The 12,729-nt window shown below is 38.0% G+C and carries 12 protein-coding genes; 10 read left to right on the top strand and 2 right to left on the bottom strand.

Annotation, left to right across the window (positions count from 1 at the left end; genetic code table 11):
• Positions 1–3: 3 nt before the first annotated feature.
• The 9 genes from porV (at position 4) to ABD000_RS13885 (ending at position 9,406) form a co-directional block, all read left to right on the top strand.
• Positions 4–1,182 (top strand): type IX secretion system outer membrane channel protein PorV, encoded by a 1,179-nt coding sequence (gene porV, locus ABD000_RS13925; protein WP_343768845.1) that lies wholly within the window; start codon positions 4–6, stop codon positions 1,180–1,182.
• Positions 1,183–1,272: 90 nt separating this feature from the next.
• A complete protein-coding gene (gene cdd / locus ABD000_RS13920; RefSeq protein WP_343768843.1) occupies positions 1,273–1,755 on the top strand; it encodes a cytidine deaminase in 483 nt (160 codons plus the stop codon).
• Between the two features lie 124 nt (positions 1,756–1,879).
• On the top strand, positions 1,880–2,881 hold the full coding sequence (pdhA, locus tag ABD000_RS13915; protein ID WP_343768840.1) for a pyruvate dehydrogenase (acetyl-transferring) E1 component subunit alpha: 1,002 nt from the start codon (positions 1,880–1,882) through the stop codon (positions 2,879–2,881).
• A 2-nt stretch (positions 2,882–2,883) separates the two neighbouring features.
• Positions 2,884–4,575: a pyruvate dehydrogenase complex dihydrolipoamide acetyltransferase gene (locus ABD000_RS13910; protein WP_343768837.1), complete on the top strand. Its 1,692-nt coding sequence runs from the start codon at positions 2,884–2,886 to the stop codon at positions 4,573–4,575.
• An 88-nt stretch (positions 4,576–4,663) separates the two neighbouring features.
• Positions 4,664–5,593: a M28 family metallopeptidase gene (locus ABD000_RS13905; RefSeq protein WP_343768835.1), complete on the top strand. Its 930-nt coding sequence runs from the start codon at positions 4,664–4,666 to the stop codon at positions 5,591–5,593.
• Positions 5,586–6,266 carry an SDR family NAD(P)-dependent oxidoreductase gene (locus tag ABD000_RS13900; protein WP_343768833.1) on the top strand — a complete coding sequence of 227 codons (681 nt, stop codon included), beginning with the start codon at positions 5,586–5,588 and terminating at the stop codon, positions 6,264–6,266. Before ABD000_RS13905 ends, ABD000_RS13900 begins: the two co-directional genes overlap by 8 nt.
• Position 6,267: 1 nt before the next feature.
• Entirely contained in the window at positions 6,268–6,867 is a 600-nt protein-coding gene (locus ABD000_RS13895) for a SprT-like domain-containing protein (RefSeq protein WP_343768831.1), read from the top strand.
• An 8-nt stretch (positions 6,868–6,875) separates the two neighbouring features.
• Positions 6,876–7,955, top strand: coding sequence for a mannose-1-phosphate guanylyltransferase (locus ABD000_RS13890; RefSeq protein ID WP_343768829.1), 1,080 nt, complete (start codon positions 6,876–6,878; stop codon positions 7,953–7,955).
• Between the two features lie 5 nt (positions 7,956–7,960).
• Positions 7,961–9,406 (top strand): DUF389 domain-containing protein, encoded by a 1,446-nt coding sequence (locus ABD000_RS13885; RefSeq protein ID WP_343768827.1) that lies wholly within the window; start codon positions 7,961–7,963, stop codon positions 9,404–9,406.
• On the opposite strand, the gene ABD000_RS13880 is transcribed toward ABD000_RS13885, so the two are convergent.
• Both ABD000_RS13880 and ABD000_RS13875 read right to left on the bottom strand, forming a co-directional pair.
• Positions 9,407–10,171 carry an ABC transporter ATP-binding protein gene (locus ABD000_RS13880; RefSeq protein ID WP_343768825.1) on the bottom strand — a complete coding sequence of 255 codons (765 nt, stop codon included), beginning with the start codon at positions 10,169–10,171 and terminating at the stop codon, positions 9,407–9,409. It lies immediately after the preceding gene.
• Positions 10,171–10,908 carry an MlaE family ABC transporter permease gene (locus ABD000_RS13875; protein WP_343768823.1) on the bottom strand — a complete coding sequence of 246 codons (738 nt, stop codon included), beginning with the start codon at positions 10,906–10,908 and terminating at the stop codon, positions 10,171–10,173. Before ABD000_RS13875 ends, ABD000_RS13880 begins: the two co-directional genes overlap by 1 nt.
• Positions 10,909–11,021: 113 nt before the next feature.
• Between ABD000_RS13875 and pafA the strand changes: the two genes are divergently transcribed.
• On the top strand, positions 11,022–12,689 hold the full coding sequence (pafA, locus tag ABD000_RS13870) for an alkaline phosphatase PafA (RefSeq protein WP_343768821.1): 1,668 nt from the start codon (positions 11,022–11,024) through the stop codon (positions 12,687–12,689).
• Positions 12,690–12,729 lie beyond the last annotated feature (40 nt).

Here is a 12,729-nt window from a genome sequence, read left to right as displayed (position 1 = left end):
ATTATGAAAAACACGTTTTTAGTATTCATCGGTCTATGTCTAATTTTAGCACAACCTTTACGTGCACAGGATGATGAAGTAGGTATTGATGAAAGAACCATTACCACTGCTGTCCCTTTCTTATTAATTGCAGGTGATGCCCGGGGAGCAAGTATGGGAGATATGGGTGTAGCTACTGGACCAGATGCATTTTCACAACAATATAATCCTGCAAAATATGCGTTTGCCGAAAGTGGTCAGTCAATAGGATTATCGTATACACCTTACCTTAGAGAAATCGTAACAGATATTAATCTGGGACAGTTATCGTACTATAATCGCTTTAATGAGAAATCAGCTTTTGCAGCAAGTTTACGTTATTTTTCTTTAGGTGAAATTTTTTTACGAGAGAGCTTTGAGTCTGAAGAACGCCCCGTAGAGCCTAATGAGTTTGCCTTTGATGTCACATACGCATTGAAACTAAGTGAGCGGTTCTCTATGGGAGTTACAGGACGAATGATTTATTCTAATTTGAGAATTCCGTCAGGTCCGGGATCAGAGGATTCAACACCAGCAGTCACTCTTGGGGTAGATGTATCTGGGTACTATCAAAGTGAAGAAATCGTGTTCAATAATTTTGACGGTAGGATACGAGGTGGGTTTAATATTTCGAACATTGGTCCTAGATTAAGCTATGATGATAGCGGTCAGGAAAGTTATTTACCGACCAATTTAAGATTAGGTGGTGGATTTGATTTTATTTTAGATGCTTCTAACAAAATTGGAGCATTTGCCGAAATAAATAAACTACTTGTTCCTACTCCACAGGACTTCAATAACGACGGAGTTTTAGATAGTACTGATGCAGAAGAGTATTACGATATCAATGAATTTAGCGCAATTATCACATCATGGGGAGATGCACCCGGTGGATTTAGTGAAGAATTAAAAGAAATTACATGGGCTCTTGGAGCAGAATATACTTATGAAAATTCGTTCTCTCTACGTGCGGGTTATTTTAACGAAGCAGAAGATAAAGGGTTTAGAAAATACCTAACGGTTGGGGCAGGTTTTAGATATACTTCAATTAAAATCGACATGTCCTACCTTTTTAATACAGCACCGGCTGTGGTAAATCCATTAGAAGGAACGCTTAGATTTAGTTTGTCTTTTGATTTTGGACAAACGTATGACGAATACTAGTCATACTGTAAAATTTACTTAAACAACGCGTCATTACTCTGTAATGGCGCTTTTTTGTTTATCTTGGAATTTAAATTCTCAATGATATAAATGGAAACTATTACAATTACAACTTCCTTTAAGGTGTTTGAGGATGTTAACGAATTACCCGAGAAAATCCAGGCACTCATGAAGCAAGCTGTTGAGGCAAGAAACAATGCCTATGCTCCTTATTCTAACTTTCAGGTAGGGGCGGCTGTTTTATTAAAAGGGGGCACTATTGTTCAAGGAAATAATCAGGAGAATGCCTCTTATCCATCAGGTTTATGTGCAGAGCGAACCGCCATTTATGCAGCAGGCGCAAATCATCCAGGTAAGAGAATAGTAGCAATAGTTATAACAGCAGCATCAAAAAATCATCCCGTTACCGCTCCGGCAGCGCCTTGCGGTGCTTGCCGACAGGCTTTAATAGAATACGAGAAAAAACAGCAAAAAAGTATACCACTCTACTTTATGGGTGAGTCAGGCAATATTATTATGGCCAATGCTGTTGCAGACTTGCAGCCCTTAAGTTTTGATTCTGCACTACTATAACGATTTCTTTAAAAGATACGCAAAGAGTTTCAGAATGAGCATTTAAATATTATTTTTGTTACTTGTCCATACACCAACGACGCGATTCTTTAAAATCGAATTGCAAAAAGATTGAATATTATTTATGAAAAAGGTTACCAAAGAAACCTACCTTAATTGGTATGAAGAAATGCTTTTCTGGAGAAAATTTGAAGACAAACTTGCGCAGGTGTATATCCAGCAAAAAGTAAGAGGATTTCTTCATTTGTATAACGGGCAAGAAGCTGTTTTAGCAGGTTCTCTACACGCGATGGATCTTTCTAAAGATCGTATGATTACCGCTTATCGCAACCACGTCCAGCCTATAGGGATGGGTGTTGATCCTAAACGTGTCATGGCAGAGCTTTATGGAAAAGCAACGGGTACATCTCAAGGATTAGGTGGATCTATGCACATCTTCTCGCCAGAACATCGCTTTTATGGTGGTCATGGAATTGTAGGAGGTCAAATACCTCTTGGAGCGGGATTGGCATATGCAGATAAATATTCTGATCGTGATAATGTAACCTTATGTTATATGGGCGATGGAGCAGTGCGCCAGGGATCGCTTCACGAAACATTCAATCTAGCAATGTTGTGGGAATTACCGGTGGTGTTTATTTGTGAAAACAACGGTTATGCCATGGGAACCTCCGTTGCACGAACTGCGAATCATACCGATATATGGAAACTTGGATTAGGATATGAAATGCCTTGTGGTCCTGTGGATGGTATGGATCCGGTAAAAGTTGCTGAAGCAGTAGATGAGGCCATTGAGCGAGCACGAACAGGTGGCGGACCTACTTTTTTAGAGATGAAAACGTATCGATATAGAGGACATTCTATGAGTGATCCTCAAAAGTACAGAAGTAAAGATGAAGTGGGGGAGTATGAAAAAATAGATCCTATTACCGTAGTAAAGGATGTTATTTTAGAGAAGAAATATGCTAAAGAGGAAGAATTAGAAGAAATAGTGAAACGCGTAAAAGATAGGGTTAAAGAATGCGAGAAATTTGCCGAAGAATCTGATTATCCTTCAAAAAATGTGATGTATGACAGCGTTTACGAACAAGAAGATTATCCATTTTTAAACCATAAACCACAGTAATCATGGCAGAGATCATAAATATGCCGCGTTTGAGTGATACCATGGAAGAAGGTGTTGTTGCAAAGTGGTTAAAACAAAAAGGAGATAAAGTAGAGGAGGGCGATATTTTAGCTGAAATTGAAACCGATAAAGCCACCATGGAGTTTGAATCCTTTCATGAGGGAACCTTACTTCATATAGGCGTAGAGGAGGGAGAAACAGCTCCTGTAGACACTCTTTTGGCCATTATTGGCGAAGAAGGAGAGGATTATGAAAACCTTTTAAATGGCTCTAATGACTCTTCATCCCCGTCAAGCGGAAACGAAAACGATCATAAAGAAGAGGATACCTCCCAGAATGAGAAGGGAGAAAGTATTGATGATCAGGCTGAAAATTCTTCAGGCTCTGAAGCATTGCCAGAAGGCGTTGAAATTATTACCATGCCACGTTTAAGTGATACGATGGAGGAAGGTACAGTGACAGCCTGGCTCAAAGGTGAAGGCGATGAGGTTGAAGAGGGTGACATTTTAGCTGAAATCGAAACCGATAAAGCCACGATGGAGTTTGAATCATTCTATTCAGGGACTTTGCTTAAAATAGGGATTCAAGAGGGAGAAACGGCAAAAGTAGATTCTCTGTTGGCGATCATTGGGCCCGCAGGGACAGATGTTTCCGGTATTAACAGCGTTCCTTCAAAAGAGCCTAAAAAAGAAGAATCTTCAAAAGAAGAAGTGAGTTCAGATACATCTAATCAAGATGTAACTTCAGATTCATCTTCGTCTTCTCCCGACACTTCGGGATCAAATAAACGAATTTTTGCATCGCCTTTAGCCAAAAAGATGGCAGAGGATCGTGGAATTGACTTAGCTTCGGTTATTGGTAGTGGTGAAAATGGTCGTATCGTTAAAAAAGATATTGAAAACTATAAGGAAGAAGCTAAAACAAGTAGCTCAGCTTCCGCGCAAGCGAAACCTCTTTCTGAAAAAACAGCAGAGACGGGTTCTGCTGCGTCATATATTATGCCGGTAGGAGAAGAGGGATTTGATGAAGTGAAGAATTCTCAAATGCGTAAAACTATTGCAAAGCGTTTAGGAGAGTCAAAATTTACTGCGCCTCATTATTATCTTACGATAGAGATTGATATGGCAAATGCGATGGCTTCACGCAAGCAAATTAATGAAATGCCAGAGGTAAAAGTGTCATTTAATGATATGGTCATTAAAGCGAGTGCGATGGCCTTGCGAAAACATCCTAAGGTCAATACCCAATGGAGAGATGATGTTACGGTTATCGCTAGGCATATTCACATGGGAGTAGCGGTTGCAGTAGATGATGGACTTGTGGTTCCTGTGTTAAAATTTGCTGATCAAATGTCTATGACTCAAATAGGAGGTCATGTTAAAGATCTTGCCGGTAAAGCCAGAAACAAAAAACTACAACCCAATGAAATGGAGGGAAGTACTTTCACGGTATCTAATCTTGGAATGTTTGGCATAACAGAATTTACCAGTATCATCAATCAACCCAACTCGGCGATTTTATCCATTGGTACTATTGTTGAAAAACCAGTGGTTAGAAATGGTGAGATTGTGGTTGGAAACACGATGAAAGTTACTTTAGCGTGTGATCACCGTACCGTTGATGGCGCTACAGGAGCTCAGTTCTTACAGACCTTTAAAACATATATGGAGAACCCAGTTACAATGTTAGCCTAAGGTTTTACATAGAATAACATTTACACGCCTGATTAGTTTTCTAATCAGGTTTTTTTATCTTTAATTTTAATAAAACGTACATTCGTTCATGAAACCAATCAGCAATTTTTTTCTGGTAATTACTTTATGCATTGCTGCAAGCTGTTCCACTAAAATGGCCACTGCAGATGCTGTCAAAGATCATATTAACTATTTAGCCTCAGATGAATTAAAGGGTCGTGAAACCGGCTCACCTCAAATCGCAAAGGCTGCCTCGTATATTGAAAATCAATTTAAAGTCCATAAGGTTTCTCCTTATTTTGAGAACTATCGCGATGATTTTCAATCTAATGGCGACCGTGCGTTCAATATTGTTGGTGTAGTTGAAGGAACCGATCCTGAACTTAAAAATGAATTAGTCGTGATTGGTGCGCATTACGATCACATTGGAACAAAAACAGCAAAAGATGGCGATAGCATTGCTAATGGTGCTAATGATAATGCATCGGGAACTACAGCTGTTCTTGAAATGGCAAAGTATTTCGGTAAAAAAAGATCGAACAAACGAAGCTTGGTCTTTGCATTATTTTCTGCTGAAGAAAAAGGGCTGCTAGGATCTAAGCACATGGCAAAGCGCATGAAAGAAAGTGGAGCTGATATTTACACGGTCTTTAATATTGAAATGATTGGTGTTCCCATGACTACAGATTATTTGGTTTACTTAACAGGATACGAATTTTCAAATATGGCAGAAGAATTAAATGCTGTGGCAGATAGTTTGGTAGTAGGTTCGCTACCAAAAGCAAAAGAATATCAGCTTTTTAAACGTTCAGACAATTATCCTTTTTATCAGGAATTTAATATTCCGGCGCACACCATCAGCACGTTTGATTTTACTAATTTTGATCACTATCACGGCGTCAATGATGAAGCAGAATTGATGAATATGGATCATATGGCCAAGGTGATCAATGCTATGATTCCTGCAATTGAAAGGATGAGTAACACCCCTACTAAAGTGATTACATTATATGAGTAAATATATTATTATTACAGGTACGAGTAGAGGAATAGGGTTTGAACTAGCAAAATATTTTGCGATAAAAGGTCATACGGTATTAGCGCTTTCGCGGAATTCTACTGCGATAAAGTCCTTAAATCATACTAATATTATCGCTATTGATTTTGATCTATCTCTAGCTGAAGATTATAAAAAAGTAAAAAACGTTGTGTCAGACTGGCCTCGGGTAGATATTCTCATTAATAATGCCGGAAGCCTACTCAATAAGCCTTTTGCAGAAACCTCAATGGTCAAATTTAAACAAGTGTACGAAGTTAACGTGTTTGGTGTGGCTCAACTTATTCAAACTGTTTTACCGTTTATGTCAAAAGGAGGCCACGTGGTTACGATTAGCAGCATGGGTGGTATCCAAGGCAGTATGAAATTCCCTGGCCTTGCCGCCTATAGCTCTTCAAAAGGAGCAGTAATTACCCTTACAGAACTTTTAGCAGAAGAGTACAAAGAAACCGGGCCTTCCTTTAATGTGATCGCATTAGGCGCCGTTCAAACCGAAATGCTAGAAGAGGCTTTCCCCGGTTATGAGGCTCCTGTTTCTGCCCAGGAAATGGCAGACTATATTGGTCACTTTGCGCTAACGGGAAACAAATTTTACAACGGGAAGGTATTGCAAGCATCAAGTACAACCCCTTAAGATGAAGGAAACTTTACGTAAATATTTACCAGATCGTGCAATAGATCCTGTTTTTGAATTAATTAAAACTAATCAAGTATATTTAAAGATTGTCAATGAGAGAAAAACCCGCCATGGGGATTACCGTAAGCTTCCAGATGGGTTACATCAAATAACAGTTAACGGTAGTTTAAATAAATACCGTTTTTTAATTACGCTTATCCATGAGATTGCTCATCTAGTGGCTTTTCAAACATATGGAAGGAGAATTAAACCTCACGGACAAGAATGGAAAATGACATTTACGCGCTTAATTCTTCCGTATATTAATCCGGCGGTATTTCCTAATAATCTTTTGCCTTTACTGGCACGACATTTTAAGAATCCAAAAGCAAGCAGTGACACCGATGCGCATTTGACAGTAGCTTTACAGCGCTACGATCAACCTACTGACAAAAGCTATATATTTGAACTTCCTTATGGGAGTACATTTAGACTGTATAACGGTAAGGTATTTAAACGTGGTAATCAACGTGTCAAACGATATGAATGCGTCGAATTAACCACCGGGAAAGTATACCTGTTTCAGCCTAATGCACAGGTAGAATGGATAACGACCTAATGAAATCAATGAATAAAAATTATTATGCTGTCTTAATGGCAGGTGGAGTGGGATCGCGGTTTTGGCCGGTAAGTAGAGCCGCTTTTCCTAAGCAATTTCACGACATGCTGGGGACGGGGGAAACGTTGATTCAACGTACTTATAAAAGGCTCTCTAAGATCATTCCACCTCAAAATATTTTAATCCTTACGAATGCAAAATATGATGAGCTGGTAAAGGAGCAACTAGAAGGAATCACTGATCAACAAATTATCCTTGAGCCTGCAATGAGAAATACGGCTCCTTGTATTTTACTATCAGCCTTAAAAATTCAAAAAGAAAATCCAGATGCGTTGATGGTGGTAGCACCAAGTGATCACTGGATAGAAGATGAAGCCGCGTTTGTAAAGGACATTCAGGCTTCTTTTGATGCCTGTCAGCGAGAAGATATGTTAATGACCTTAGGAATCACGCCTACTTTTCCAAATACCGGGTACGGCTATATACAATATGATCAAAATGAAGCATCACAGATCAAACCGGTACTTCAGTTTACTGAAAAGCCAAATGTAAAAAAAGCTGAAGCTTTTATAAAGCAGGGTAATTATTTGTGGAATGCCGGCATTTTTATCTGGAGTGTATCTTCTATTGTACAGGCTTTTCAGCAAAATCTGCCTAAGATGTTTTCTCTGCTTTACAGTGGGATCGATTATTTAAATTCAGAGAAAGAACAAGAATTCATTAATAGCGAATATCCTAAGGCTGATAATATTTCTATTGATTACGGGATAATGGAAAATGCCGAAGATGTGCGTGTACTCCCTGTTAATTTTGATTGGAACGATTTGGGAGCATGGGGTGCCTTATACGACAAGCTAGAAAAAGATGCTAATGATAATGCCGTGGTCAAGGCTAAAACGGTTTTGAGAGAATCCCATGGTAATATCGTAAAGACCAATAGAGAAAAAGTAGTTGTGATCGATGGATTAGATAACTATATCGTGGTGGATGAAGAAGATGTACTAATTATCGTACCTAAAAATAAAGAGCAGGATATCAAAAAAATAAGATCGCAAGCTCAAGAAAAATATGGTAATCATTTAGGATAAATACCATGGATGAAAAAAAATATACTCCGCCAGATGCGCACGGCGAAACAGATGCTCAACGTGCCGAGGTTGCCGAAAAAATGCAGAGTACCTGGGATAGTTTTAAAGATTTTCTCACAGGAATACTTAATATCGCACAGGAAACTGATAAGGAGCAATCTATTGAAGATATCAAAAAGGATATACCTTTTAGAGGTCATACCGCCTGGATATTAGTTTTTGCCATTTTTGTAGCCTCTATCGGACTTAATGCTAACTCAACCGCTGTAGTTATCGGAGCGATGTTAATTTCACCTTTAATGGGACCCATCGTAGGAATGGGAATGTCTATTGCAATAAATGATCTGGATACATTAAGACGGTCTCTTATTAATTTTGGGGTGATGGTGGTATTGAGTGTTTTCACCGCTTTTCTGTTTTTTTGGATTTTTCCATTAGATGATGAATCATCAGAGTTACTTGCGCGAACCTCACCAGACGTAAGAGATGTATTGATTGCCTTTTTTGGCGGATTGGCCTTGGTCATTGCTAAAACAAAAAAAGGATTAATTACAAGTGTTATTGTAGGAGTTGCTATCGCTACAGCCTTGATGCCACCCCTTTGCACAGCCGGGTTTGGACTGGCAATATGGAATTTGGAATATTTTTTTGGGGCGATGTATTTATTTACAATTAATACAATCTTTATAGCCTTATCTACATTTATCGTGCTCAAAATTCTTCGTTTCCCCATGCAGCGCTACGCAAATTCGAAACGTCGAAGAAGAATATCACAGTTGGCTTCACTTGTAGCAATTCTCGTCACGATACCTGCCATTATAACTTTTGTTAAGGTATATAGAGAAAGTAATTTTAAAAACGATGTGCAAGCTTTCATAGAGAATGAATTATCTGGTATACCTAATGCAGAATATATAAAGCGAAATGCGAGGTTTGAGTATAATCCCGGCGGAATTTCAACATTAACTTTTTCGACATTTGGATTGGATCAAATACCCGATGAGACTGTCGCTTTGCTTCAAAACAGGATGCGAGATGAAGAGTACAGTCATCTTGATAACACGTTGCTTCAGTTCAAACAAAACACCAATAAAGGATTGAGTGAAATGCGGTATATGCAAGAATTACGTGCGCGTGATTCACTGGAGTTAATGTCTCAGACCGAAAAAATTGTATTCCTTGAAAGTAGAGTAAGACAATTATCAGAATTAGAAAAGCTTCAAATCCCTTTTGAAGATATTACAAATACTGCCAAGATAAATTACGAGGGATTAAAGGCGTTGAGTTTTTCTAATACTATCATTTCTACGTTTGACAAAATAGATACTGTCCCCATGTTTTCTTCAGTTTGGTATGATAGCATACCTAAAAAACAGGTTGAGACAGAAAAGAAAAAATTAGCGACGTATTTAAGATATCGTCTCAAAATTGATAGCTTGATTGTGCAATAATTACAGCCCTTTGAGCTGAGCTTTTCGCACTTTTTTGAATAGATTAGAAGAGTAGACAAAATCAGTTACAGTTTTATTATCTGTTTTAAAGATTTCATCTTTGGTCCCCGTCCATTTAAGATCACCAAACTGTAAAAAGATAATACTTTCTCCAATCTCCAGTACAGAGTTCATATCATGTGTATTGATAACAGTTGTAATATCGTATTCTCGTGTAATCTCTTGTATAAGGTTGTCAATCACAATAGCTGTTCTTGGATCTAATCCAGAGTTGGGTTCATCACAAAATAAATATTTAGGACGGTTAACAATGGCGCGTGCTATGGCTACCCTTTTTTGCATACCACCGCTAATTTCTGACGGATATTTGTCATCTGCACCATCTAAATTAACCCGATCAAGAACTTCCTTAACGCGATGATTCATTTCGGTAATCTTTTGTTTGGTAAACATTTTTAGTGGGAACATCACATTTTCAGCCACCGTCATAGAATCAAATAATGCACTACCTTGAAAAACCATTCCCATTGACTTTCTAAGTTCCCGTTGCTGTTCTTCAGACATATCCATGTAACGATCTCCATCGTAGTGAATGGAACCTTGCTCAGGCCTAAATAAACCCAAGAGGCATTTTAAGAATACGGTTTTACCTGACCCTGAAGTACCAATAATTAGGTTTGTCTTTCCGGTTTCAAAGGTAGCATCAATACCATGCAGAATTTCTTCTCCATCAAACGATTTGTGTATATTTTCTACTTTAATCATTAGCCTAAGAATAATTGGGTGACAACAAAATTGGTTAAAATTATAACAACAGAGGTCCAAATGAATGAGGTTGTACTTGCCTGTCCAACCTCAAGGGCCCCTCCTTTCAAATAGTAGCCATGGTACGCAGGAATTGTTGCTAAGATAAAAGCGAATAAAAATGTTTTAATAAATGCATAAGCCAGATGAAAAGGAATAAATTCTTCTTGTAATCCTGTAAGAAATTGTGTGGATGAAATAAATCCTCCAAAAATCCCTGCCATATAGGCTCCTAAAATACCCATAAACATTGCAATAGCAATTAAAAATGGATATATCAACATGGCGATAATCTTAGGTAAAATGAGATAGTTAACTGAGTTAATTCCCATAACTTCGAGTGCATCGATTTGTTCAGTGACACGCATAGTACCAATACTGGAAGTTATATACGACCCTACTTTACCCGCCATGATTACTGAGATAAAAGTGGGCGCAAACTCGAGAATTACAGATTGACGGGCAGCAAAAGCGATTAATTGTTTTGGTAAAAGAGGGTTATTAAGATTTAGCGCCGTCTGTATTGCGACAACTCCACCAATAAAAAATGAAATAAATACAACAATTCCTAAAGAGCTAATGATCAAATCTTCGACTTCATTAAAAATCAATCGCTTCATTACCGAAGCTTTTGTCATTCTTCTAAAGATATTTTTTATCATTAAAATATATCTTCCGATATCAGTCAAATATGTCATAGTGAATTTTTGGTCACGCTAAAATACTAAAAAGCAAGGTAGGGTATTTAACTTTATACTTTTGTTAGTAGAGCGTAAGAATTGGTATTTTTGTTTTACTCTTAAATAAGGCTATGAAGAAATATATATGCGCACTATTTTTTATCATTATTATAGGATGTGCTACTGTAAAAAAACATGAAAATCCAACAATACCAGCTACCAGTTCCAAAGACGCACCAGAGTTGGTAGTAGGTGTCGTAGTTGATCAAATGCGATACGATTATTTAACACGTTTTTGGTCAGATTATGGTGAAAACGGCTTCAAGCGATTGGTAAAAAATGGGCATACATTTACCAATGCTCACTTTAACTATATTCCTACATATACCGGACCCGGTCACGCTTCAATTTTTACAGGAACCACACCCAGTGTTCACGGAATAATTGCTAATAACTGGTTTAACAAGTTTGAGGATCAGATGGTGTATTGTGCGGGCGATCCAAAGGTGAGTCCTGTGGGTACATCAAGTGACGCAGGTAAAATGTCACCCCATCGTATGAAAACCACATCGGTTGCTGATCAAAATAGATTACATACGCAAATGCGCGGAAAAACCATCGGTATTTCATTAAAAGACCGTGGAGCCATTCTACCAGCAGGTCACAGTGCTAATGCGGCATACTGGTTCTTAGGGAAAGAAGAAGGGAGTTGGATCACGAGTACGCACTACATGAAAAAATTACCTGATTGGGTGATGCAATTTAATACTTCCGGGAAAGCTCAATCCTACCTCAAAATGTGGAAGCCAATAAAGAAACTAAGCATGTATTCTGAAAGTGGTCCAGATGATAATAGGTTTGAAGGTACGTTTAAAGGAAAGGATAAAGCCATTTTTCCATACGATCTAACAGCCTTAAAAGATAAAAATGGTGGATTAGATATCATCAAGTATACTCCTTTTGGTAATAGCTTGACGACAGACTTTGCTATCGCAGCAATAAAGGGAGAGAAGCTAGGAGAAGATCAATATACAGACTTTTTAACCGTAAGTTATAGCAGCACAGATTACATTGGACATAGATTTGGCGTAAACGCAGTCGAAACGCAAGATGCATATGTGAGACTGGATCGTGATATTGCACGATTGCTTTCAGAAATTGATCTCGCAGTAGGTAAAGGTAACTATACGGTATTTCTTACTGCCGATCATGGCGGTGTTCACGTACCTTCCTATTTAGCTTCAAGGAAAATTCCTTCTGGTTATTTAAATGAGAAAGAATTCAATGCGAACATTAAGAAGTATGTAGAGAAAAAATTTGGAACCGATAGTTTGATTAGAAATATCTCTAACTATCAAATATTCTTTAATTATCAAGTTATCGACGAACTGGAAGTAGATATGGGTGAACTTCAAAAGAAATTAGCACATTATATCGCTCAATTTCCTGAAGTAGATCGTGTATTTACCCGTAATCAGCTTCAGGATACGAATTTCTCTAAGGGAATGGGTTATTTGATACAACAAGGGTTTCACCAGCAAAGAAGTGGTGATGTTTTTATAGTGCTCAATCCTGCTACGATTGCATATTCTACCACAGGATCAACTCATGGAACGGGTTTTACCTATGATACTCATGTACCTTTACTGTTTTATGGTAATGGTATCAATAAAGGAAAAACAAATCGTCAAGTAGAGGTAATTGATATTGCACCAACAATTTCTTCCATTTTGGAGATTGCATTTCCCAATGGTGCTACTGGCAAAGTTCTGCCAGAGGCTATTTCAAAAGGACTTTAAATTATTATTAAGATAATGAAAATTCCTCTTGGTTTATTTT

It is taken from the genome of Gangjinia marincola (genome assembly GCF_039523415.1).
In the GTDB taxonomy this organism is placed as follows: Bacteria; Bacteroidota; Bacteroidia; order Flavobacteriales; family Flavobacteriaceae; genus Gangjinia; species Gangjinia marincola.
The sequence above is the reverse complement of the archived record's forward strand: the minus strand, read 5'-3'. Positions and strand labels throughout refer to the sequence as shown.

Bases quoted from the DNA above. Each gene is read 5' to 3' on its own strand.
- ABD000_RS13875 (WP_343768823.1), bottom strand. From the start codon at position 10,908: ATGACATATTTGACTGATATCGGAAGATATATTTTAATGATAAAAAAT.
- pdhA (WP_343768840.1), top strand. From the start codon at position 1,880: ATGAAAAAGGTTACCAAAGAAACCTACCTTAATTGGTATGAAGAAATG.
- porV (WP_343768845.1), top strand. From the start codon at position 4: ATGAAAAACACGTTTTTAGTATTCATCGGTCTATGTCTAATTTTAGCA.
- ABD000_RS13900 (WP_343768833.1), top strand. From the start codon at position 5,586: ATGAGTAAATATATTATTATTACAGGTACGAGTAGAGGAATAGGGTTT.
- ABD000_RS13905 (WP_343768835.1), top strand. From the start codon at position 4,664: ATGAAACCAATCAGCAATTTTTTTCTGGTAATTACTTTATGCATTGCT.
- cdd (WP_343768843.1), top strand. From the start codon at position 1,273: ATGGAAACTATTACAATTACAACTTCCTTTAAGGTGTTTGAGGATGTT.
- ABD000_RS13890 (WP_343768829.1), top strand. From the start codon at position 6,876: ATGAATAAAAATTATTATGCTGTCTTAATGGCAGGTGGAGTGGGATCG.
- ABD000_RS13880 (WP_343768825.1), bottom strand. From the start codon at position 10,171: ATGATTAAAGTAGAAAATATACACAAATCGTTTGATGGAGAAGAAATT.
- pafA (WP_343768821.1), top strand. From the start codon at position 11,022: ATGAAGAAATATATATGCGCACTATTTTTTATCATTATTATAGGATGT.
- ABD000_RS13910 (WP_343768837.1), top strand. From the start codon at position 2,884: ATGGCAGAGATCATAAATATGCCGCGTTTGAGTGATACCATGGAAGAA.
- ABD000_RS13885 (WP_343768827.1), top strand. From the start codon at position 7,961: ATGGATGAAAAAAAATATACTCCGCCAGATGCGCACGGCGAAACAGAT.
- ABD000_RS13895 (WP_343768831.1), top strand. From the start codon at position 6,268: ATGAAGGAAACTTTACGTAAATATTTACCAGATCGTGCAATAGATCCT.